Origin of the sequence: Mycobacterium rhizamassiliense, assembly GCF_900157375.1 — a bacterium.
GTDB lineage: Bacteria > Actinomycetota > Actinomycetes > Mycobacteriales > Mycobacteriaceae > Mycobacterium > Mycobacterium rhizamassiliense.
This window is the reverse complement of record NZ_LT721901.1, coordinates 5,314,646-5,337,242: the sequence shown is the minus strand read 5'-3', so window position 1 is coordinate 5,337,242 and position 22,597 is coordinate 5,314,646. Positions and strand designations below refer to the sequence as shown.

21 protein-coding genes are annotated in these 22,597 nt (G+C 67.6%); 15 read left to right on the top strand and 6 right to left on the bottom strand.

All coding sequences use genetic code 11. The features are described 5' to 3' along the window. Window positions 1-111: 111 nt before the first annotated feature. Both MRAB57_RS25145 and MRAB57_RS25140 read left to right on the top strand, forming a co-directional pair. A complete protein-coding gene (locus MRAB57_RS25145) occupies window positions 112-714 on the top strand; it encodes a riboflavin synthase (RefSeq protein ID WP_077089761.1) in 603 nt (200 codons plus the stop codon). A 153-nt stretch (window positions 715-867) separates the two neighbouring features. After that, entirely contained in the window at window positions 868-1,152 is a 285-nt protein-coding gene (locus MRAB57_RS25140; protein WP_083743527.1) for a TM2 domain-containing protein, read from the top strand. A gap of 206 nt (window positions 1,153-1,358) precedes the next feature. On the opposite strand, the gene MRAB57_RS28695 is transcribed toward MRAB57_RS25140, so the two are convergent. Continuing rightward, window positions 1,359-1,508, bottom strand: coding sequence for a hypothetical protein (locus tag MRAB57_RS28695; protein ID WP_157900663.1), 150 nt, complete (start codon window positions 1,506-1,508; stop codon window positions 1,359-1,361). A 457-nt stretch (window positions 1,509-1,965) separates the two neighbouring features. Here MRAB57_RS28695 and MRAB57_RS29460 point away from each other — a divergent pair, with 457 nt between their 5' ends. Beyond that, window positions 1,966-3,945, top strand: a complete 1,980-nt coding sequence (locus tag MRAB57_RS29460; RefSeq protein WP_108637996.1) for a serine/threonine-protein kinase — start codon at window positions 1,966-1,968, stop codon at window positions 3,943-3,945. Between the two features lie 90 nt (window positions 3,946-4,035). On the opposite strand, the gene MRAB57_RS25130 is transcribed toward MRAB57_RS29460, so the two are convergent. Beyond that, window positions 4,036-4,407 carry an Mtp family mycobacterial-type pilin gene (locus MRAB57_RS25130; protein ID WP_083743526.1) on the bottom strand — a complete coding sequence of 124 codons (372 nt, stop codon included), beginning with the start codon at window positions 4,405-4,407 and terminating at the stop codon, window positions 4,036-4,038. Between the two features lie 207 nt (window positions 4,408-4,614). Here MRAB57_RS25130 and MRAB57_RS25125 point away from each other — a divergent pair, with 207 nt between their 5' ends. Genes MRAB57_RS25125 through MRAB57_RS25115 form a run of 3 tightly spaced genes read left to right on the top strand, consistent with a single transcriptional unit; the run spans window position 4,615 to window position 6,832 of the window. After that, a complete protein-coding gene (locus MRAB57_RS25125; RefSeq protein ID WP_077089760.1) occupies window positions 4,615-5,892 on the top strand; it encodes a bifunctional 3,4-dihydroxy-2-butanone-4-phosphate synthase/GTP cyclohydrolase II in 1,278 nt (425 codons plus the stop codon). Then, window positions 5,889-6,368, top strand: coding sequence for a 6,7-dimethyl-8-ribityllumazine synthase (gene ribH, locus MRAB57_RS25120; protein WP_077089759.1), 480 nt, complete (start codon window positions 5,889-5,891; stop codon window positions 6,366-6,368). The genes MRAB57_RS25125 and ribH overlap by 4 nt, the downstream gene beginning before the upstream one ends. Then, complete coding sequence (locus MRAB57_RS25115) at window positions 6,365-6,832, top strand: PH domain-containing protein (RefSeq protein ID WP_077089758.1); 468 nt, start codon at window positions 6,365-6,367, stop codon at window positions 6,830-6,832. Before ribH ends, MRAB57_RS25115 begins: the two co-directional genes overlap by 4 nt. 32 nt (window positions 6,833-6,864) lie before the next feature. Here the strand turns inward: MRAB57_RS25115 and MRAB57_RS25110 are convergent, their stop codons facing one another. Beyond that, window positions 6,865-7,791, bottom strand: coding sequence for an MBL fold metallo-hydrolase (locus tag MRAB57_RS25110; RefSeq protein WP_077089757.1), 927 nt, complete (start codon window positions 7,789-7,791; stop codon window positions 6,865-6,867). A gap of 28 nt (window positions 7,792-7,819) precedes the next feature. Further along, complete coding sequence (locus MRAB57_RS25105) at window positions 7,820-8,251, bottom strand: tautomerase family protein (RefSeq protein ID WP_077089756.1); 432 nt, start codon at window positions 8,249-8,251, stop codon at window positions 7,820-7,822. 381 nt (window positions 8,252-8,632) lie between these two features. Between MRAB57_RS25105 and MRAB57_RS25100 the strand changes: the two genes are divergently transcribed. The 9 genes from MRAB57_RS25100 (at window position 8,633) to MRAB57_RS25060 (ending at window position 19,706) form a co-directional block, all read left to right on the top strand. Continuing rightward, on the top strand, window positions 8,633-9,103 hold the full coding sequence (locus tag MRAB57_RS25100) for a winged helix-turn-helix transcriptional regulator (RefSeq protein ID WP_077089755.1): 471 nt from the start codon (window positions 8,633-8,635) through the stop codon (window positions 9,101-9,103). A 91-nt stretch (window positions 9,104-9,194) separates the two neighbouring features. Further along, window positions 9,195-9,872, top strand: a complete 678-nt coding sequence (locus tag MRAB57_RS25095) for a hypothetical protein (protein WP_077089754.1) — start codon at window positions 9,195-9,197, stop codon at window positions 9,870-9,872. Window positions 9,873-9,997: 125 nt separating this feature from the next. Further along, complete coding sequence (locus MRAB57_RS25090; RefSeq protein ID WP_077089753.1) at window positions 9,998-11,599, top strand: cyclic nucleotide-binding domain-containing protein; 1,602 nt, start codon at window positions 9,998-10,000, stop codon at window positions 11,597-11,599. 133 nt (window positions 11,600-11,732) lie between these two features. Next, window positions 11,733-13,274 carry a cyclic nucleotide-binding domain-containing protein gene (locus MRAB57_RS25085; protein ID WP_157900662.1) on the top strand — a complete coding sequence of 514 codons (1,542 nt, stop codon included), beginning with the start codon at window positions 11,733-11,735 and terminating at the stop codon, window positions 13,272-13,274. A gap of 40 nt (window positions 13,275-13,314) precedes the next feature. Further along, a complete protein-coding gene (uvrC, locus tag MRAB57_RS25080; protein WP_077089752.1) occupies window positions 13,315-15,258 on the top strand; it encodes an excinuclease ABC subunit UvrC in 1,944 nt (647 codons plus the stop codon). Continuing rightward, window positions 15,255-16,178: an RNase adapter RapZ gene (gene rapZ / locus MRAB57_RS25075; RefSeq protein WP_077089751.1), complete on the top strand. Its 924-nt coding sequence runs from the start codon at window positions 15,255-15,257 to the stop codon at window positions 16,176-16,178. Before uvrC ends, rapZ begins: the two co-directional genes overlap by 4 nt. Then, window positions 16,175-17,251 (top strand): YvcK family protein, encoded by a 1,077-nt coding sequence (locus MRAB57_RS25070; protein WP_077089750.1) that lies wholly within the window; start codon window positions 16,175-16,177, stop codon window positions 17,249-17,251. Before rapZ ends, MRAB57_RS25070 begins: the two co-directional genes overlap by 4 nt. Then, the gene (gene whiA, locus MRAB57_RS25065) at window positions 17,248-18,225 is read left to right on the top strand and encodes a DNA-binding protein WhiA (RefSeq protein ID WP_077090839.1); all 978 of its coding nucleotides are present in this window, start codon (window positions 17,248-17,250) and stop codon (window positions 18,223-18,225) included. Before MRAB57_RS25070 ends, whiA begins: the two co-directional genes overlap by 4 nt. Before the next feature lie 92 nt (window positions 18,226-18,317). Further along, entirely contained in the window at window positions 18,318-19,706 is a 1,389-nt protein-coding gene (locus MRAB57_RS25060; RefSeq protein ID WP_077089749.1) for a WS/DGAT/MGAT family O-acyltransferase, read from the top strand. 4 nt (window positions 19,707-19,710) lie between these two features. Here MRAB57_RS25060 and MRAB57_RS25055 read toward each other — a convergent pair whose 3' ends face one another. After that, entirely contained in the window at window positions 19,711-20,967 is a 1,257-nt protein-coding gene (locus tag MRAB57_RS25055; RefSeq protein WP_077089748.1) for an alpha/beta hydrolase, read from the bottom strand. Then, window positions 20,967-22,595 carry an acyl-CoA ligase FadD12 gene (fadD12, locus tag MRAB57_RS25050; protein ID WP_077089747.1) on the bottom strand — a complete coding sequence of 543 codons (1,629 nt, stop codon included), beginning with the start codon at window positions 22,593-22,595 and terminating at the stop codon, window positions 20,967-20,969. The genes MRAB57_RS25055 and fadD12 overlap by 1 nt, the downstream gene beginning before the upstream one ends. Between the last annotated feature and the right edge of the window lie 2 nt (window positions 22,596-22,597).

Below are 22,597 nucleotides of genomic sequence, written 5' to 3'. Positions count from 1 at the left end.
CGGGTGACCGGGCCCCGGAACGTGGTGCCCTCGCGCCGGCCCGACGGGCGTGTTGCTGGCGGCGGCACCGGCCGCTCACCTGGCAAAGTGCGGGCCAATTAGCCTGGTGCCATGTTCACCGGAATTGTCGAGGAACTGGGACACGTGACCGGCCGCGACGTCCTCGCCGACGCCGCGCGGCTGACGATCCGCGGACCGGTCGTGACCGCCGACGCCGGCCATGGCGATTCGATCGCCGTCAACGGCGTGTGCCTGACGGTCGCCGAGCTGTTGGCCGACGGCCAGTTCACCGCCGACGTGATGGCCGAGACGCTGAACCGCTCGAACCTGGGCGCGCTAGAGCCGGGCAGCCGGGTGAACCTGGAGCGCGCCGCGGCCATCAACAGCCGGCTGGGCGGACACATCGTGCAGGGGCATGTCGACGGCACCGGGCAGGTGGTGGCCCGCGCGCCCTCGGAGAATTGGGAAGTGGTGCGCATCGAGGTCCCCGCGGACGTCGCCCGCTACATCGTCGAGAAGGGATCGATCACCGTCGACGGGATTTCGCTGACTGTCTCGGGGCTGGGCGCCGAGCCGCAGGACTGGTTCGAGGTGTCGCTGATCCCGACAACCCGGGAGCTGACGACGCTGGGCGGGGCCCCGGTCGGCACGCAGGTGAATCTCGAAGTCGACATCATCGCGAAATACGTTGAGCGCCTTATGGAAACGCGGTAGCGAGCTAGCAGCCACCGGGCTGATTCGCAGCGCCTTGTCCCGTCGCATGGTTCCAAGGATCCTCCAAGAATCCTTCGAGGCCTCTCACTGAGTCTTGCCGTGACCGACCGAACGGCCGGTATCCGCAGACCTTCAGATGAGAGGGAACAAACAATGACGAGTCAACCCCCCGCGCCCGGGCGTTACCCCGGCCCGACCGGCGGGCCTGGCGATGTGGCGCTGTCGGACAAGAGCAAGCTGGTGGCGGGTTTACTACAGATCTTCCTCGGTGGTCTTGGTATCGGCCGCTTCTACCTCGGCTACACCACCCTGGGCATCGTGCAAATCGTGGTCACCGTCTTCACCTTCGGAATCGGCGCGTTGTGGCCGTTCGTCGACGGAATCATGATCCTGATGGGCAAGGTCCCCGACGCGGAGGGACGCGCGCTGCGGGACTGAGACATTCGGCTAGGGAATAACGACAGACGGATAGCAGGCCGCGACGGTCCCCTTGCCGCTCGCGGCCTGCTATCCAGCCGTTCTCAAGAGCTCAGCGCCCGCCGTCTTCGCTGGCGAATATTTCATTGGGAAATGGTTGCCGATTTCACCAGTTAGTTTTCGTTGCGTCATTTATCGCCGATCCACTCGGCGCCCGAAATTCACCCTTAGTTAAGGACGCCGGACGTAATGCCGGTGGGGACCGCGGTGCCAGGGTCGCTCGCACCGGCCGCTTCAAGTGTGAAGGTGATCGGGCCGCATCCGGCCGTGGCGAGCACTGCGAACGCGAGGACGATGGCGACGACAAGTTTGCGCATGGGGGTTAAGGTACGGCCCCGCGTTTCCCGAATCGGAGGCGGGCAACTTTCCGGCCGCTAAATGAATGCGCGCGATAGCGAATCTCGTTGTGCCCTGGCCAAAAAAATGCAGGCGTACCAGTTTTCGCTCGTCCGACCTATGTCGCGAATTCCGCATTTCGTGGCGCGAAATCGGGCCCCGTGGCGGTGAACTTGAATTTATCTTCCAACGCGAAAGACGTTGCAGTGCAGTAGGTTTTGCTCCCAGAGAACTTGCCGATAAATAATTGGATTACATTTCCGAGGAGCGTATGCGCTCCCGGCGACGGTACAAGGCGGAGTGGGTCGGGCGGCCGCGGCAGCAACCCCTCACGTGTAGCCGTCGTTTCGTGATCGAATGGGCCCACGGTCCGGCGTGGGCCCATAGCGCTGCCGCAGCCGGGTCGGGCAGTGTCGGTACCAAAGGGGAAGGGGCACCGTGGCGGACGAGCCAGCGGAATTCGACGGACTGCATGGCTTACGTCCGGGTTCCCGGGTGGGGCACTACCGGCTCAGGCGGTTGCTGGGCAAAGGTGGGTTCGGCCACGTGTGGGAGGCGGAGGACACCGTGATGGAGCGCTTGGTGGCGCTCAAGCTGCTCAAGTCCGAGTTCTCGGGAAACGAGAAATTCCGGCAGCGGCTGTTTCGGGAGGCGCGTGCGGCCGGGCGCTTGCATGAGCCTCACGTGGTGCCCATCCATCAGTGCGGAGAAGTCGATGGACATCTCTACATCGACATGCGGCTGATCGACGGGACCGACCTCGACGGCGTGTTGTCCGGGCAGGGGCCGCTCGGCCCGGCGCGAGCGGTGGCCATGGTGCGCCAGATCGCCGCGGCGCTGGACGCCGCCCACCACGCCGGGTTGATTCACCGCGACGTCAAGCCGGCCAACATCTTGCTGGGCCGTGACGAATTCGCCTGCCTGCTCGATTTCGGACTGGCCAACGCCGCCTCCGACGCCAAGCTGACGAGCACCGGATTCACCGTCGGGACGTTCGCCTATCTGGCGCCGGAGCGCCTGGGCGCGCCCGGCGTGGTGGACCATCGCGCGGACATCTACGCGCTGACCTGTGTGCTCTACGAATGCCTGACCGGCAACCCGCCGTATCCGACCGGGGACCTGCCCGCGGTGATCGGCGCGCATCTCACCGCCCCCATCCCGCGCCCGAGCCAAGGCAGGCCACACATTCCCGCCGCCTTCGACCACGTCATCGCCCGCGGCATGGCCAAAACCCCCGCCGATCGCTACGCGAGCGCGGGGGAGCTGGCCGCCGCCGCGGAACGCGCGCTGAGCACTCCGAACCAGAACCACGCGGAAACGGTGGCCGCCGGAACCCAGCCCGCCTGGTTGGCCGGCGGCCCACCTCCCCCCGCCGGGGCGCCGCCGCACGCCTGGCAGCCCATCCCGCCGCCGCCGTGGGGCGGCCCGGTCATCCCGCCCGCCCGGCGCACCAACCGTGCGCTCATCGCGGGAGGCATCGCGATGGTGGTGACGCTCGTCATCGTGGGCGTGGTGCTCGTGCTGAACGTCACCCACGAGGACCAGCCGCCGGTGGCCGCGCCGACCACCTCCACCAGCCCCAGCCCCTCGCCTGACTCGGGCCCGTTCACCGGCTCCTACACCGCGCAGTTCGGTGCCTTCGCCGACATCGACGGCAAACCGCGCGATGGTTCCCAGCCGACGAAGGAGTCGTGGCGAACGCGTTCGGTGTGCCGTTCCAACACCTGCGTGGCGACCGCGTCGCGCACGAGCGGCAAGACCAGCCTTCCGGCGTTCGTCTTCGACCAGGTCGGCGGTTCGTGGGTAGGGGTGGGCACCGACTCCGCATTTTGCGACGGCGCAACCACCGAGCGGTTCATCATCCTCACCCTGCGCCCGCAGCCGGACGGCGGCATGGCCGGCGATCTGTACCTGGAGACGCCGTGGGGCTGCTTCGACAAGGCGACGGCCAAGTTCGCCCGCACGGGTGGCGTCGACGTGACGGGCCTTCCCGACCCGGCCGGCCAGGCGCCCCGGGTGGTATCGCCGGCCGAGGCGCTGTACGGGCGCTACCACGGGCAAATCGTCCACTCGCGCAACGGAACTCCCGGAACGTGGCCCGGCGCCAAGCAGGACGCCGACTTCGGCGTCAAGACGTACTGCCTGCGCTCCGGAGACCGATGCATGAGCTACTTGTGGGGGTCCGACGGATCGCAGCCGCTGGTCTTCGCAAACGGGGAGTGGACGCGCAACAGCGAGTACGCCAGTTCGTGCCCGACGGGCGGCAAGGGCCGCGTCAAGATCAGCGGGCAGTATCCGCTTCCGCAGCCGCCGCAGGATCCGGTCACGCACCTCGTCGGTCATGGCGTCCAGAAAGAAATCGGGACCACGTGCACCGACAGTGACTTCGACGAAACCTTCGACCGCACCGGCGATTGACGCCATGCGCGCCCCCAAATAGAAAGCAGGCCGCGAGGGTCCCCTTGCCACTCGCGGCCTGCTCTCCCCCCAGTCAGAAGGGTCAGCGGATTAGACCGGGACCCAGATCGGGCCGTTCCAGTAGCCCCAATGGTTCGCGCCCGGGTTCCAGACGATCTCAGCCCACGGCGCCCATGGCGGCGGGGGCGGCGGCGGGCCTGCCCACTGGGGCGCCCCATAGCCGGCCTGGCCGCCGTAGTTGTTCGGGTTGCCCTCCCAGTCGTGGCAATTGTTCCAGTTCTGGTACGGGCCCCACTCTTGATTCCACTGGTCGCCGGGGCACCAGTGATACGTCGGCGCAGGTGTCGGTGCCGCTTGCGCCACCCCTGTGGCCAGCCCAACGCCGGACATGGCCACACAGCCGGCCGTGAGCACGCCGGTACACAGGCGCAGCCAGGGCCGATTTCGCACAGCAGTATTCATGGCGCTAGCAATTCCCCCTGAGAATCGCAGGTAAACGCTTTGAGATCGCCCCGCGGCCAAAGCGAGACCCTCCCGTTGCGCAGCGGCGCCACCCAGGCCCCGTGGCCCGCGAAAAAGCCGCGGCAATAACTGTGCGCCCGTCGTGGTTCATACTGGTTGTCATACGCGGGTTCGCGTGCGTGCCGGGGCGACAGCAAGGTAGCGGTGATGACGAGGTTGGACTCCGTCGAACGGGCGGTCGCCGACATTGCGGCCGGTAAAGCCGTCGTCGTCATCGACGACGAGGACCGGGAGAACGAAGGCGACCTGATCTTCGCCGCCGAGAAGGCCACCCCGGAGATGGTGGCGTTCATGGTGCGCTACACCTCGGGCTACTTATGCGTGCCGCTGGACGGCGCGATCTGCGACCGGCTCGGACTGCTGCCGATGTACGCGGTGAACCAGGACAAGCACGGCACGGCCTACACCGTGACCGTCGACGCACGCAACGGAGTCGGCACCGGGATCTCGGCCTCCGACCGCGCCACCACGATGAGGCTGTTGGCCGATCCCACCAGTGCCGCAGACGATTTCACCCGTCCCGGCCACGTCGTGCCGTTGCGCGCCAAGGACGGCGGCGTGTTGCGTCGGCCCGGTCACACCGAGGCCGCGGTCGATCTGGCCCGGATGGCGGGGCTGCAGCCCGCGGGGGCGATCTGCGAGATCGTCAGCCAGAAGGACGAAGGCTCGATGGCGCAGACCGACGAGCTGCGCGTCTTCGCCGACGAACACGACCTGGCGCTGATCACGATCGCCGACATCATCGAGTGGCGGCGCAAGCACGAGAAGCACATCGCCCGCATCGCCGAGGCCCGAATCCCCACCCGGCACGGCGAATTCAAGGCCATCGGCTACGCCAGCATCTACGAAGAGGTCGAGCACGTCGCCCTGGTGCGTGGCGACATCGGCGGCCCCAACGGCGAGGGCGACGACGTGCTGGTGCGCGTGCACTCCGAGTGCCTGACCGGCGACGTGTTCGGCTCGCGGCGCTGCGACTGCGGGCCCCAGCTCGACGCCGCCATGGCGATGGTTGCCCGCGAGGGGCGCGGCGTGGTGCTGTACATGCGCGGCCACGAGGGCCGCGGCATCGGCCTGATGCACAAACTGCAGGCCTACCAGCTACAGGACGCCGGCGAGGACACCGTCGACGCCAACCTCAAGCTCGGGTTACCCGCCGACGCGCGCGATTACGGCATCGGCGCGCAGATCCTGGTCGACCTCGGGGTCCGCTCGATGCGGCTGTTGACGAACAATCCGGCCAAGCGCGTCGGGCTGGACGGCTACGGACTGCACATCATCGAGCGAGTCTCGCTTCCGGTGCGGGCCAACGCCGAGAACATCCGCTACCTGATGACCAAACGCGACAAGATGGGGCACGATTTGGCCGGGCTGGATGAGTTCCACGAATCCGTCCATCTGCCAGGCGAATTCGGCGGTGCTCTGTGAGTGGTGCCGGTGTGCCGGATGTCTCGGCGCTCGACGCGTCCGGCGTGCGCCTCGGCATCGTCGCCAGCACCTGGCACGGCACCATCTGCGACGCGCTGCTGGCCGGGGCCCGCAAGGTGGCCGCCGAGTCCGGCATCGACAACCCCACCGTGGTCCGCGTGCACGGTGCGATCGAGATCCCGGTGGTGGCCCAGGAACTGGCCCGCACCCACGATGCCGTGATCGCGCTCGGTGTCGTCATCCGCGGCGGAACACCGCATTTCGAGTATGTCTGCGATGCGGTGACCCAGGGGCTGACCCGGGTCTCCCTGGACGCTGCCACCCCGGTCGCCAATGGCGTGCTGACCACCAACACCGAAGAACAGGCGTTGGACCGGGCCGGGCTTCCGACGTCCGCGGAGGACAAGGGGGCGCAGGCGGCCGGAGCCGCGCTGACCGCCGCCTTGACCTTGCGCGACCTTCGTACTCAGTCGTGACTCCGGCGTCCTGCGAGGCCTGGGACGCGGAACTGCGTCCACACCTGACCCCGCTATTCGTCTACGCGGCAGCGTTTCTGGTCGCCGCGGCGCACATCGTGGTCGGCTTCCTGCTGAAGATGGGCTCCAGCGGGGTGATCTTCCAGACCGCCGATCAAGTGGCGATGGCCATCCTCGGCGTGGTCCTCGCCGGCGGGATTCTGCTGTTCGCCCGGCCCACCCTGCGGATCGGCGCTGCCGGACTCTCGGTGCGAAACCTGTTGGGCTACAGGACTATTCCGTGGTCGGAGGTGGTCGATGTGTCGTTTCCTGTCGGTGCTCGCTGGGCGCGGATCGACCTGCCCGACGACGAGTACGTCCCGGTGATGGCGATCCAGGCCGTCGACAAGGACCGGGCCGTCGACGCGATGGACACCGTGCGGTCGCTGCTGGCCAAATACCGGCCGGACTTGCCCGCGCAATGAATGCTCACCGCGGCCGGACGCTGGCCGCACCGCTAGTTGGCGTCTGTCAACGCGGTGCTGCGATTTCGGCGCTCGATGGCATCCGACGCCGAGAACTGCAGGGTCCACAGGTTGCCGTGATGCGGATACTTCGCCGTCATCGCCGCCACCAGATCTGCGGCGGTCTCGGCAATCTCGAACGCAGCCGCAAAATCCGTGATGTAGGAACGTGTTTGAGCGATCATCGCGGCGACCGCGTAGTCGTCGCCGTCGGGACGACGGTGGCCGGCAACAATCATCCGAGGGTGCAGATTTTCGACGAATCGGACTGTTGCGAGCCAGCTCTGCCACTCGTCCGGCGTGGAAAGGCCCAGCATCGGGTGGATCTCGTTGTAGATAGCGTCGCCGGCGACAACCACGTCGATTTCTGGGATATGAACGATGGTGGTCGGATTGATGTCTGCCTGTTCGACCGCGATGATGTTCACAGGTGAGCCGTCGACGTAGAGCGGGGTGTTCTCGATCGGCTCGGGCAACGGCCCGCCCTTGACCGTGGCAGCACCGAACAACCTCTCCCACTGCAGGTTCTGCATCTCCATCGTTTCTCGCATCGATTCGACCACATGGGGTAGCGCGACGCATCGGGAGCTCGGGAACCGCTCCAGCAGAGCGGCTAGCCCGAGGTAGTGGTCGGCGTGGGGATGGGTGATATAGATCGTCGTCAGCCTCTTGCCCGTGCGTTCGATCAGGTCCCCGAGGTCATGAATGTCTTGCTTGAGGTACTGCGTATCGATCAGGATCGCCTCGCTCGCGCCACTGATGATCGTGGAGGTGGTAGGCGAGAACGTGCCCTTCGGGATACCCATCAGCGGGAGCGCGGGAATATCGGGCCAGCGGCCCACGTAAACGGTCGCGCGGATCGGCGGAGATGCCGTCGGGTCGACCTGAGCGGCGTCGGCCGAGTGGATATCAATGCTCATGGGTTGCCTCCAAATTAGATGCCCGGCGTTAGACCGTCGCGTAGGGGATGGGCCGGTTCTCTTTGACCCAGAGCTTCTCGCCTTCTGAGTCGGCGAGCGGGGGTACCAATCCTTGCACCTGCCACCAGTCAAACGGGGTTTCATCCATGTGCATTTCCCAGTCGTACCCGCGGTCCCGCACATAGGGCGCGATCTTTGCCTCGAACAGCTCCAACGCCTTTCGGCGCAGCTCGGTGGTCTCCAGGTGCCGGGCAATGTGTTCGGCGACCAGACGCACGAAGTTAGTTCTCGGCTCGCCGCCGATCAGAAAGTTTTCCTCCGCGATCTCATGGAAGAGCACGTTGACGTAGAACTTCGGCAAGCCGGCGTCGACGTAGACGCTCATCAGGTCGGCCGCCAAGGCCCGCTTGTCCTCGGCCGAGTACGCGCCGACCGGGGTGTAGATGTGCCACAGGGGCATGCGATAGCTCCTTTGTTTCGCGTTGACGGGCAGTCATGCAGGGCGGTCCGTCTTGTCACCATTCGACGTTGTCAACCTAACCGATCTAGTTGCAAAGCACAACCAGTTGTAGTTTGATAGTGGTATGCGAGCGCCACGGTTCGCCGCTCGCCGCATCGGACTAGGAGAACGCCCTTGCGAGATATCGAGTTCGGAACCGAGAACTGTTATGGCACATGGATTTAGCGGTGTGAACGAAAACCCGCCGGCTAAACAGGCCGCGGGCATGCTGGAAATCCTTGCTCGCCAGCGTTCTTCGGCGGGCCCGGTCCTCGATACTGGTTGTACTATGCAATCAGTATTTCAATGTTCGAGAGTCTGTAAAGAAGGTGTCGGGTGTCTATGACGGGTCGCTCAGACTGCCCGATCAATCTGACCACCGAACTCCTTGGTGATCGGTGGAGTCTTATTGTGTTGCGGGACATCATGTTCGCCGATCGGCGCTACTTTCGCGTACTCCTGCAGAACTCCGAAGAGAAAATTGCGTCTAACACCCTGGCCGCGCGGCTACGAAGCCTGATCGATGGAGGTCTGCTGAGTACGGCCGAGGATGCCACCCACAAACAGAAGGTCGTCTACAGCCTCACGGACGCGGCCATCGAACTCCTTCCGACGATGATCTCGATCGGCAACTGGGGCAATAAACATCTGCCCGCCAGCCCGATTACCGGACCCTTTTTTCCGTACGTGTACGAGCAAGGTCCGCGGGTTTGGCAAGAGCTTGCCGATGACCTTCGCCACCGGCACCTCGGAGGCCCGGCGCCCAAACCGTCCGCCGCGACCATCAAGTCAATGATCAAGGCATACCGCTGACACCCGACAGTGCCGGCCCGCACCTGACCATCGACTCGGACTGCCCGCGCACTGAATACTCACCGCGGCCGCCGCGTCGTACCATCGGCCGATGGCAACTCGTCACTGGGCGCCGCTCGCAGCACTCGTCCTCGCATTGACGCTGGGCGCCTGCAGCACATCGGTGCCCGGTCAGCCGACTCGAGCCTCCGGCCCGTCCCCGTCCGGCACCTCCGTCAAGCCGACGCCGAAGCCGATCGCGGCGCGCGACCTGCTGCTGCAGGACGGGAACACCACCCCGCTGGGCCGGGCGGTCGCTACCCCGGTGGGGGACAGCTACTTCACCAGCGTCGAACCACCGGAATGCGCGGCGGCGCTGCTGTTCAAGGGCTCGCCGTTGCTGCCCGCCGGCTCGTCCGACCATGCCGACTCGGCGTACGCGGTCGGCAGCCAGGCCCTGTACGCGGAATCGGTCGACGTCTACGGCGACGCCGTGAATACCGACGACGTGGTCCGGAAGGGCTTCAGCGCCGTCGCGGATTGCCGCGGTGACGCCGTTGGTGTGGCGCCCCTGGGGAAATTCAAGCCGATGCGGCTCAGCTACTTCGCGACGCTGTCCGATGGTGTGCTGGTGTGGACGATGACCCGGGCGGATTGGACGTGTGATTACGGCCTGGCCGCGGTCCCGCGGGTGGTGCTGATGCTGTCGGCGTGCGACAGCAAACCCGGATTCCCGATGGCGGATTGGGCGGCGAAAAGACGGGCGCAATTGAATTCCGGAGCCGCCTGATCGAATCGGGCTGAAGGCCGGAATCTTTTGTCGGGCGGGGCTAGGCTGCGCCGGTGGGTCAATCCGGCGCCCCAACACGACCAGGTGGCTGGGCCGTATTTCGCAACGCGATCTCCAACCGGAACATGGTCAAGGTCGAAGTGGCGATCGCGACCGGCGTGCTTGGGCACGCGGCTTACAGCGCGACGATGTTGGTCATCGTCGCCGAGGAGTTCGGACCGATCGGCCCCGGCTGGTATTTGTTGGTGCGGCAGCTCGGCGGAGCGGCGGGCGTGCCCTTTTATTCGGCACTGGCGGGCCGCTTTCGGCGCGAGCGCGTGCTGGCGGGCGGGTTTCTCGCCAATGCCGTCTCGGTGGCGCTGATGATACCGGTGTTGCAACTGCACACGGCGAGCGTGCTGCTGTTCGTTCCCATTGCGATAGAGGGGTTTACGCACACTGCGCCGAGGGCAATCCACGACGCGCTGCTGCCGTGGTTGGCCGACTCGCCGGCCCAGCTGGTCGCGTCGAATTCGTTTTCCGCCACCCTCGACACCGCCGCGGCATTGGTCGGTGCGACCCTGGCCGCCACCGGTTTGTGGTTGTCCGGGCCGTCGGCCGTCCTGGTGATCGTTGCGGCGCTCGCCGTCCTCGCGGCGTTGCCGCTCTACGCCATTCGCGGCGTCGATACCCGCGGTGGCGTCGAACGCGCACCGATCCTCGTCCAACTCGCCGGCGGAATCGGTGTGCTGCGCAAGTTGCCCAACGCTCGTGCGGTGATCGTCGTCATGATGCTCACCGCGGTGATTGGCGGTTTCGAGCACAGCAACATTCCCAGCATCGCGACGCAGATCATGCACATCCAGGTGTCGGAGAGCCCGGTGCTGATCGCCTTCGGCACCGCCGGCGGATTCATCGGGGGCGTCGCAAGCCTCTCGGCCGGTCGCCGGTCGCTGGCCCGTTCGCTGACCATCGGCCTGCTCATCTGCGCGCTGGCATTGGTCGTCCTGACGCTGACATCGTCGAAGGCCGTTGCTCTTCCGCTGCTCAGCCTGTTCAGTGTCGGCATGGTCTACCAAGGCGTCAGCAGTCGCACCCTGTTCCAAAGCACCGCGTCGGGTCGAGCGCTGGACCTGCTCGTCGGCATCAACATGCTGATCGGCGTCACGGTCTCCGCCGTATCGGCGCTGTGCGCCGCGGAGCTCAACGCCGCGGTCGGCGTGCGCTCGACGCTACGGATAGCCGCGGGCCTGGCGATCCTGGGCGCGATCTACAGCGCGTGGCGACTGACCAGGGTCGAAAAGCAGACCCCGGCGAACCGGCGGGAGGTCGACGCCATCAAGAACGTGGAGGCGTTTCGGCCGCTGTCCGTCGCAGCCGCAAACCAGCTCGCCGACGCGCTGATCGTGGTGCCGGCCGCCGAGGGCGATGTCGTTGTCCGGCAAGGTGATTCCGCCGAGGACATGTTCCTGATCAGCTCGGGTGTCTTCGAGACCATCGTCGACGGACAGCAGGTGCGCACGCTGCGGCACGACGACCACTTCGGCGAAATCGCCCTGCTGTACATCGCGCCGCGCACCGCGAGCGTCCGGTGCGTGCAGGCGGGCGAGCTGTGGCGGTTGCGCCGCGAGGACTTCCTGAGAGCGGTCACCGGCAACTCGACCACCGAGGCGGCGATGACGGCGATCGCCGACCAGCGGCTCACCCACGCCGGCGAGGTCGACCGCGGCCACCATGATGGCTGCTGACCCGATGACCGACGCTCCGGTGCGAACAAGCCGCTGGGCCGCGTGCCGCAATGCCTTGTCGAATCCGAACATTGCCCGGACCGAAGCATCGATTGCGGCGGGGGTGATCGCTCACCTCGCTTGGGTTGCGACGATGTTGGTCGTCACATTCGATCGTCTCGGCCCGATCGGCCCCGGGTGGTTCATCATCGTTCGGCAACTCACCGGGGCGATCAGCGCGCCCGTTTACGCCGCGCTGGCGGGTCGGTTCCGGCGTGAGCGATTGCTGGCGTGCACGATCGTCGCCCGGGGATGCGCAGTGGCGCTTGTGATTCCGTCATTGGAATTTCACGCGCCGAACGCCCTGCTCTTTGCGCTGATCGCGGTCGAAGGGTTCATCCAGTCCGCCCCGAAGGCGCTGCAGGATGCGTTGCTGCCGTGGTTGGCGGACTCGCCGGCCCAGCTGGTCGCGGCGAATGCGCTCACGTCGTTGATCGAGACCGCGGGGATATTGCTCGGCGCAGGCGTGGCCGCGGTCGCTTTGGGTGTCTCAGGGCCCTCGGCCGCGTTGGCGACCGTCGTCGTCTTGTGCGCGCTTGGCGCGTGGCCGCTGTTCGCCATCCGCGGAATCGACACCCGGGTGGGCAACGAGGATTCCCGGGTCGTGGGCGACCTCGCCGGCGGAGTCGGGGTACTTCGCCGGCTGCTGCCTGCCCGGATAGTGGTGGTCGTGATGGCCCTCATCGCCGCACTGACCGGTATCGCGCAGAGCGTCGCCACCAGCATCGCGACCGACCTGCTGCACATCGGCGCCGGCGGCACACCGGTGTTGATCGGGTCCGTCGGGGTGGGCGGGCTGCTCGGCGGTATCGCCAGCCTCTCGCTGGGCGGGCGCTCGATGTCCATTCCGCTGGCCCTGGGCCTACTCGGTTGTGCGGCAGCACTATTCGCCCTCGCCGTGACGCGGGCCGAGGCCGTTGCCCTGCCGCTGATGGGCATGTTGGGTGTCGGGGTCACCTATGCGATCGTCAGCGGTCGTACGCTGCTGCAGCGGAGCGCGTCCGGGCGGTCACTGGACCTACTCGTCGGCATCAACGCGTTAATCGCGGTCGCGATCACCGGCGTGGCCGGTCTGGCCGCCGCGGAGCTCAATGGGGTCATCGGCGTCCGCGGCACGCTGCAGGTGTCCGGCGCCGTGGCGATCCTCGGCGCGAGCTACGGCCTGTTGCGCGTGTTGCGGGTCGAACGACGTTCCCCGGTGCGGCGCGACGAACTCGAGGCCGTCAAGAAGGTGGACGCGTTCGGGCCCCTGTCGGTTGCGGCCGCAAGCCAGCTGGCCGCTGCGCTGGTCGCAGTGCAGCCCGCCGAGGGCGATGTGGTCGTCCGGCAAGGCGAGCCCGGTGAGGACATGTTCCTCATCGGCTCGGGCGTCTACGAGGCCGTCGTCGACGGCCAACCCGTGCGGACCCTGCACGCCGGTGAGCACTTCGGCGAGATCGCCCTGCTGTTCGAAGTGCCGCGCACGGCCACCGTGCGCTGCGTGCAGGCCGGCACGCTCTGGCGCCTGAGCCGCGAAGACTTCCTGAGGGCCGTCACCGGAAACTCCGCGACTCAGGCGGCGATCAGGGCGATCGCCGACCAGCGGCTCGCCCATGCCGGCACCCTCGACCTTTCGCCGGAGACCGACCAGCGCTAGCTGTCGGCGGCTTGACGGCACCGGCTACTAGCCTGGATGCGTGCCAGATCCCGCGACATATCGCCCCCCGGCCGGGTCCATCCCGGTGGAGCCGGGCGTTTACCGCTTCTCGGATCCGCACGGGCGAGTCGTCTACGTCGGCAAGGCCAAGAGCCTGCGGAGCCGGCTGACGTCGTACTTCCAGGACATCTCCGCTCTGCATCCGCGCACCCGGCAGATGGTGACCACCGCGGCCAAGGTCGAGTGGACGGTGGTCAACACCGAAGTCGAGGCCCTGCAGCTCGAATACAACTGGATCAAGGAGTTCGATCCGCGCTTCAACGTGCGTTACCGCGACGACAAGTCGTATCCGGTGCTGGCCGTCACCCTCAACGAGGAATATCCCCGGCTGATGGTCTACCGGGGGCCGCGGCGCAAGGGCGTGCGCTATTTCGGCCCGTACTCGCACGCGTGGGCGATCCGGGAGACGCTGGACCTGCTGACCCGGGTCTTCCCGGCCCGCACCTGTTCGGCCGGAGTGTTCAAGCGGCACAAGCAGATTGACCGCCCGTGCCTGCTCGGCTACATCGACAAGTGTTCGGCGCCCTGCATCGGCAGGGTCAGCGCCGACCAGCACCGCCAGATCGTGATCGACTTCTGCGACTTCCTGTCCGGCAAGACCGACCGCTTCGCCCGCGAGCTGGAACAGCAGATGAACTCCGCGGCAGCGGAACTCGACTTCGAACGGGCCGCCCGGCTGCGCGACGACCTCGGTGCGCTCAAGCGGGCCATGGAGAAGCAGGCGGTGGTGCTCGGCGACGGGACCGACGCCGATGTGGTCGCCTTCGCCGACGACGACCTCGAGGCGGCGGTGCAGGTGTTCCACGTGCGCGGCGGCCGGGTTCGGGGCCAGCGCGGCTGGATCGTCGAAAAGTCCGGCGACCCAGGCGAATCAGGCGAGGAGCGGTTGGTCGAGCAGTTCCTCACCCAGTTCTACGGCGAGCAGGCCGAGCTGGGCGGCGCGGCCGACGAGGCGACCAACCCGGTGCCGCGTGAGGTGCTGGTGCCCTGCCTGCCGTCCAACGCCGACGAGCTGACCAGCTGGCTGTCCGGCCTGCGCGGCTCGCGGGTCGCGCTGCGGGTGCCGCAGCGCGGCGACAAGCGGGCGCTCGCCGAGACCGTGCAGCGCAACGCCAAGGACGCGCTGCAGCAGCACAAGCTGAAGCGGGCCGGCGACTTCAATGCCAGATCGGCTGCGCTGCAGAACATTCAGGATGCCCTGGGCCTGGCGGACGCCCCGCTGCGCATCGAGTGTGTCGACATCAGCCACGTGCAGGGCACCGACGTGGTCGGCTCGCTGGTGGTCTTCGAGGACGGGCTGCCGCGCAAATCCGACTATCGCCATTTCGGCATCCGGGAAGCCGCGGGGCAGGGACGCTCCGACGACGTCGCGTCGATCGCCGAGGTGACTCGCCGCCGGTTCGTGCGGCACCTGAGCGACCAAAGCGACGCGAATACCCTTTCGGCGGAAGGGAAGTCGCGCCGGTTCGCCTACCCGCCCAACCTGTTTGTCGTCGACGGCGGCGCGCCGCAGGTCAACGCGGCCAGCGCCGTGCTCGAGGAGCTGGGCATCACCGACGTCGCGGTGATCGGCCTGGCCAAGCGGCTGGAAGAAATCTGGGTGCCGTCGGAGCCGGATCCCATCATCATGCCGCGCAACAGCGAGGGGCTGTATTTGCTGCAGCGCGTCCGTGACGAGGCGCACCGGTTCGCCATCGCCTACCATCGGAGCAAACGATCCAAGCGAATGACCGCGTCGGCGCTCGATTCGGTGCCAGGATTAGGAGAACACCGCCGCAAGGCGCTGGTAACCCATTTCGGCTCGATAGCCCGCCTCAAGGAGGCCACCGTCGACCAGATCACAGCCGTTCCGGGCATTGGCGTGGCGACCGCCACCGCCGTCCTCGAGGCCCTGCGACCCGAGCAGCCCGGAGCCGTGGAATGACGAGCCAAGTGGGCGGTAGCGAGCCGCCCCCCGGTGACGCCGGCTCGGCGGGCATCGACGTCGTGCTGGTGACCGGGCTGTCGGGGGCCGGGCGGGGCACGGCGGCCAAAGTGCTCGAGGACCTGGGCTGGTATGTCGCCGACAACCTGCCGCCCCAGCTGATCACCCGGATGGTCGATTTCGGCCTGGCCGCCGGATCGCGGATCACCCAGCTTGCCGTGGTGATGGACGTGCGCTCGCGCGGGTTCACCGGCGACCTCGACGAGGTGCGCAACGAGCTGGCCACCCGCGACATCTACCCGCGGGTGGTGTTCCTGGAGGCGTCCGACGACATGCTGGTGCGCCGGTACGAGCAGAATCGCCGCAGCCACCCGCTGCAGGGCCAGCAGACGCTGGCCGAGGGCATCACCGCCGAGCGGCAGATGCTGGCCACGGTGCGCGCCACCGCCGACCTGATCATCGACACGTCGACGCTGTCGGTCAGCGGTTTGCGGGAAAGCATCGAGCGGGCATTCAGCGGCGATGCCACCGCGTCCATCAACGTCACCTTCGAGTCGTTCGGGTTCAAATACGGCCTGCCGATGGACGCCGACATGGTGATGGACGTGCGCTTCCTGCCGAATCCGCACTGGGTCGACGAGCTGCGCCCGCACACCGGCCAGCACCCGGCGGTGCGCGATTACGTGTTGAGCCAGTCCGGCGCGGCAGAGTTCCTCGACGCTTACCATCGACTGCTATCTCTGGTTGTCGACGGCTACCGCCGGGAGGGCAAGCGCTACATGACGGTCGCGATCGGCTGCACCGGCGGCAAGCATCGCAGCGTCGCGATCGCCGAGGCACTGGCGCAGCTGCTGGGGGACCGGAAAGTTGAAGACCAACTGTCGGTGCGGGTACTGCACCGGGATCTGGGCCGGGAATGAGCCCAGCACGCAGCGAGGGCATCGTCGCGCTGGGCGGTGGGCACGGCCTGTACGCCACGCTGTCGGCGGCGCGCCGGCTGACTCCCTACGTGACCGCGGTGGTGACCGTCGCCGACGACGGCGGTTCGTCGGGCCGGCTGCGCAACGAACTGGACGTCGTCCCGCCGGGTGATCTGCGAATGGCCTTGGCGGCCTTGGCATCTGACAGTCCCTACGGGCGACTGTGGGCGACCATCATGCAGCATCGATTCGGCGGCAGCGGCGCCCTGGCCGGGCACCCGATCGGCAACCTGCTGCTGGCCGGCCTCAACGAGGTGCTGGCCGACCCGGTCGCCGCGCTCGACGAGCTCGGCCGCATCCTGGGCGTCAAGGGCCGGGTGCTGCCGATGTGCCCGATCGCGCTGCAAATCGAGGCCGACGTCTCCGGGCTGGAGTCCGACCCCCGCATGTTCCGCCTGATCCGCGGGCAGGTGGCGATCGCGACCACCCCGGGCAAGGTGCGCCGGGTGCGATTGCTGCCCGACGACCCGCCGGCGACCCGGCAGGCCGTCGACGCCATCATGGCCGCCGACCTGGTGGTGCTGGGCCCGGGATCGTGGTTCACCAGCGTGATCCCGCACGTGTTGGTGCCCGGTCTGGCCAAGGCGCTGCAGGCCACCACGGCACGGCGGGCGCTGGTGCTCAACCTGGTGGCCGAGCCGGGCGAGACCGCCGGGTTCTCGGTCGAGCGTCATCTGCACGTATTGGCCCAGCACGCGCCCGGATTCACCGTGCACGACATCATCATCGACGCCGACCGGGTGCCGGGGGAACGGGAACGCGAGCAAGTCCGCCGCACCGCGACTGTGCTGCAGGCCGAGGTCCACTTCGCCGACGTAGCCCGACCTGGTACACCTTTACATGACCCGGGCAAGCTCGCGGCGGTCCTCGACGGGGTCCGAGCGGGCCATAGGGGTCCAGCAGCGCCTTCGGCGACGGCCACCGCGGACATTCGGGTCGACGGTGAAAGTCCTCAGACCGGCGTGAACGGACCGAGTGGCAGTGGACCAAGGGGTGACGACGCGTGGCGATGACGACCGAAGTCAAAGACGAGCTGAGCCGCCTGGTGGTGAAGTCGGTCAGCGCGCGTCGGGCGGAAGTCACGTCCCTGCTGAGGTTCGCGGGCGGCCTACACATCGTGGGCGGCCGGGTCGTGGTCGAGGCCGAGGTCGACCTGGGCAACATCGCGCGCCGGCTGCGCAAGGACATCTTCGACCTCTACGGCTACAACGCCGTCGTGCACGTGCTCTCGGCCAGCGGCATCCGCAAGAGCACCCGATACGTGCTGCGGGTGGCCAACGACGGCGAGGCGCTGGCACGTCAGACCGGCCTGCTGGACATGCGCGGGCGTCCGGTGCGCGGCCTGCCCGCCCAGGTCGTCGGCGGCAACATCGGTGACGCCGAAGCCGCCTGGCGCGGAGCGTTTTTGGCGCACGGGTCGCTGACCGAGCCGGGGCGCTCGTCGGCGTTGGAAGTCAGCTGCCCGGGGCCCGAGGCGGCGCTGGCGCTGGTCGGTGCGGCGCGGCGGCTCGGGGTCAGCGCCAAGGCCCGCGAGGTGCGCGGCGCCGACCGCGTGGTGGTGCGCGACGGCGAGGCCATCGGCGCTTTGCTGACCCGGATGGGTGCCCAAGACACGCGGCTGATCTGGGAGGAACGCCGGATGCGCCGCGAGGTGCGCGCGACGGCCAACCGGCTGGCCAACTTCGACGACGCCAACCTGCGCCGCTCGGCACGCGCCGCGGTCGCGGCGGCCGCCCGGGTGGAGCGGGCGCTGGAGATCCTCGGCGACACCGTCCCCGACCATCTCGCCTCGGCCGGCAAGCTGCGCGTCGAGCACCGGCAGGCCTCGCTGGAGGAACTGGGCCGGCTCGCCGAACCTCCAATGACGAAAGATGCTGTGGCAGGCCGTATCCGGCGCCTGCTATCAATGGCCGATCGCAAGGCGAAGGTCGACGGCATCCCCGACACCGAGTCGGCGGTCACGCCGGACCTGTTGGAAGACGCCTGACGACAAGGGGCCTGCCGCGTCGGCAGGGGGGCGAGTTGGGCAAAGCTAGCCACGGCTAGCAAAGGCTAGCAAAGGGGGGCTACGGTCATCGCATGAAGCGGCTTTCGAGTGTGGATGCGGCGTTTTGGTCTGCGGAAACTGCGGGCTGGCACATGCACGTGGGCGCCTTGGCGATCTGTGATCCCACTGATGCACCCGATTACAGCTTTCAGCGACTCCGAGAGCTGATCATCGAGCGGCTGCCGGAGCTGCCGCAGTTGCGTTGGCGGGTCAGCGGTGCGCCGCTGGGCCTGGACCGACCGTGGTTCGTCGAGGACGAAGACCTCGACATCGACTTCCACATCCGGCGCATCGGCGTCCCGGCCCCCGGCACCCGCCGCGAGCTCGAGGAGCTGGTCGGCCGGCTGATGTCGTACAAGCTGGACCGCTCGCGCCCGCTGTGGGAGATGTGGGTGATCGAGGGCGTCGAGGGCGGCCGGATCGCGTCACTGACCAAGATGCACCACGCGATCGTCGACGGGGTTTCCGGCGCCGGGCTGGGTGAGATCCTGTTGGACGTCACGCCGGAACCCCGCCCGCCGCAGCAGGAGCCGGTCGGATCGCTGCAGGGCAAACAGATGCCCGGCCTGGAACGGCGCGCGGTCGGGGCGCTGATCAACGTCGGGGTCAAGACACCCTTCCGGATCGCGCGACTGCTGGAACAGACAGTGCGTCAGCAGATCGCCACGTTGGGCATCAGCAGTAAGCCGCCGGGGTACTTCGAAGCGCCGAAAACCCGCTTCAACGCGCCGGTTTCGCCGCACCGCCGGATCACCGGCTCGCGGGTCGAGCTGGCCCGGGTCAAGGCCGTCAAGGCCGCCTACGGTGTCAAGCTCAACGACGTGGTGCTGGCTTTGGTTGCCGGCGCTGCCCGCGAATATCTGCAGAAGCGCGGCGAGCTGCCGGCCAAACCGCTGATCGCGCAGATTCCGGTGTCCACCCGCACCGAGGACGACAAGAGCGACGTCGGCAACAAGGTGAGCTCGATGACCGTATCCCTGGCCACCGATATCGAGGACCCCGTGGACCGGCTCCTGGCCATCTACGACAGCTCGCAGAGCGCCAAGATCATGGCCAAGGCGCTGTCGGCGCACCAGATCATGGGGCTCACCGAAACGACGCCGCCGGGGCTGCTGCAGCTGGCGGCCCGCGCGTACACGGCCAGCGGGTTGTCGCGAAACCTGGCCCCTATCAACCTGGTTGTCTCCAATGTGCCCGGTCCGCAGTTCCCGCTGTACATGGCGGGCGCGAAGCTGGACATGCTGGCCCCGCTCGGGCCGCCCGTCATGGACGTCGCCCTGAACATCACCTGTTTCTCGTACCAGGATCACCTGGACTTCGGTTTTGTGACCACCCCCGAGGTCGCCAACGACATCGACGAGATGGCCGACGCCATCGAGCCGGCGCTGAACGAACTCGAGAAAGCCGTGGCCGCGGACTAAGCGGTCAGTCGCGGTTCAGGTATTTGGTCGCGTACACCCATGACAAGAAGCGTGCGACGGCCTCGGCCGACCGGTGCCCCCGCGGCGAGCTGAAGATGTCGAAAGCGTGTTGGGCGTTGGGCAATTCGGCGTAGGCGACGGGCGACTTCGACACCGCGCGCAGTTCCTCGACGAACTCCGCTGCCTCGCCGACCGGGATGAGGGAGTCGTCGTGGCCGTGCAGGACGAAAAACGGTGGCGCGTCGGCCCGTAGCCGCCGGATCGGCGACGCGTCCACGTAGATGTCGCGGTGGGCGTCGAATTTCCGCTTGACGACCAGCTTTTCGAGCAGCTCGACGAATTCGCGGCGGCCTTCGCCCTCGGTGGAGAACCAGTCGTAGCGCCCGTACACCGGGACCGCGGCGGTCACCGACGTGTCGGCGTCCTCGAACCCCGGCTGGTATTTCGGATCGTTGGGTGTCAGCGCGGCCAGCGAGCACAGGTGCCCGCCCGCGGAGCCGCCGGTGATCGCGACGAAGTCGGGGTCGCCGCCGTACTGGGCGATGTTCTCCTTGACCCAGCCCAGCGCCCGTTTGACGTCGACGATGTGGTCCGGCCAGGTGTGCCGCGGCGAGACGCGGTAGCCGATGGACACGCACACCCAGCCGCGGGCGGCCAGGTGGCTCATCAGGGGATAGGCCTGCGGTCGGCGCATTCCGATCATCCACGCCCCGCCGGGCACCTGCAGCAATACCGGCGCCTTGCCGTCGCGCGGCAGGTCGCGGCGGCGCCAGATGTCGGCCTTGTTGGCGCGGTGCGGGCCGTAGGACACCACGTTGGTCTTCTCGACATAGCGGCGCCGGGCCACGGTGTTGCCCAGTGGCAGGTTGCGCCGCCCCCGGCGCTTGGGCTCGCTGCTCGGCAGCGCGGTCAGCGCCTCGGCGTAGTCGGGCCCCAGCTCGTCGCGCAGGCCCGCCTCCAGCACCGGACCCGGTGTGGTGACGCCGCGATAGCGGATCACGCCGAGGATCGCCCAGGAGGCCGCTGTCAGGGCCAGCGCCGCCTTGCCGCGCCGTCCCGCGAAGTCACCGCGCCAGCCGCGCCGCAGCACGTCCAGCAGCGAGGCGGTGAAGTAGACGCCGGGCACCTCCGACGTCGGCCAGCCGAACGAGAACACCAGCACCGTGCTGTAGCCCTTGCGGGCCAGCGGTCGTAATCCGTTGGCGGCATTGATGAATTCCACCGCCGCGCGCGCCAGCGGCCGCGGTTTCGGGCGCCGCATCAGCCGGTGACCCGTGCTTGCAGGTCGGCGCGCACGATCTTGCCCGTGCTGCTTCGGGGCAGCTCGTCGAGCACCGAGATTTCGCGTGGCACTTTGTAGTTGGCCAGGTTGTCGCGCACGTGCTGCTTGAGGCCGTCGCCAGTCGCCGACGAACCGGGCTCCAGGACGACGAACGCGGCCAGCCGCTGGCCGTACTGCTCGTCGGCCACACCGATCACCGCGGCCTCGGCCACCTCGGGGTGGGACGCCAAAATCTTCTCCACTTCGATCGGGTAGACGTTCTCGCCACCGGAGACGATCATCTCGTCGTCGCGGCCGACCACGAACAGCCGTCCGGCGTCGTCGAGGTAGCCGACGTCCCCCGACGACATGAACCCGGCGTGGAAGTCCTTGGTCTTGCCGGAGGTGTAGCCGTCGAACTGGGTGTCGTTGCGGACGTAGATGGTGCCGACTTCGCCGGCGGGCAGCTCGTTGAATTCCGGGTCCATGATTCGGATTTCGGTTCCGCCCGCCGGCTTGCCCGCCGTGTCGGGCGCCGCACGCAGGTCCGCCGGGGTGGCGGTCGCGATCATGCCGGCCTCGGTCGCGTTGTAGTTGTTGTAGATCACGTCGCCGAACTGATCCATGAACGCGGTCACGACGTCGGGCCGCATCCGCGATCCCGACGCGGCCGCAAAGCGCAATGACTTTCCGCTGTAACGCTTCCGGACGTCGTCGGGCAGGTCCATGATGCGGTCGAACATCACCGGGACGACGGCCAGGCCGGTGGCCCGGTGACGGTCGACCAGTTCCAGCGTGGCCTCGGGATCGAACTTGCGCCGGGTGACGATCGTGCAGGACATCGAGGCGGCGAAGATCAATTGCGAAAAGCCCCACGCGTGAAACATCGGCGCCACGATCACGATCGTCTCCTCGGCGCGCCACGGCGTGCGGTCCAGGATCGCCTTCAGCGTGCCGATGCCGGCGCCCCCGCCAGATTGCTTGGCGCCCTTGGGACTTCCGGTGGTGCCGGAGGTCAGCAGGATCATCCTGCCCTTGTCGCCGGTGCGCTGTGGCTGCTGCCCGGTGTGGGTGGCGATGAGTTTCTCGACGGTCAATTCGTGCGGGCCGTCGCTCCACGCCACGATGCGGGTGGCATCCGGCTTGTCGGCCAGCGCGCGGTCCACCGTCTCGGTGAACTCCTCGTCGTAGATGGCGGCGTCGACGCCTTCGCGGTTCACCACGTCGGCCATCGCGGGTCCGGCGAACGACGTGTTGAGCAGCACGACGTCGGAGCCGATCCGGTTGGCGGCCACCAACGCCTCGACGAAGCCGCGATGATTGCGGCACATGATGCCGATCACCTTCGGCTGGCCCGAGGGCAACTGCTGCAGCGCGGCGGCCAACGCGTTGATCCGCTCGTCGAGCTGGCGCCAGGTCAGGGTGCCGAGTTCGTCGATCAGGGCGGGACGGTCGGGGCAGCGCTGCGCGGCGCCGGCGAAGCCCACCGTCATGCCCATGCCTTCGCGGCGCATGGCGGCGGCCATCCGCAGGTAGCGGTCGGGTCGCATCGGCGCGATCATCCGGGCGCGTGCCAGCGTGTCCACGATGCCCAGGACGCCTCGCACCTGATCGAGGGGAGAAGCCATGG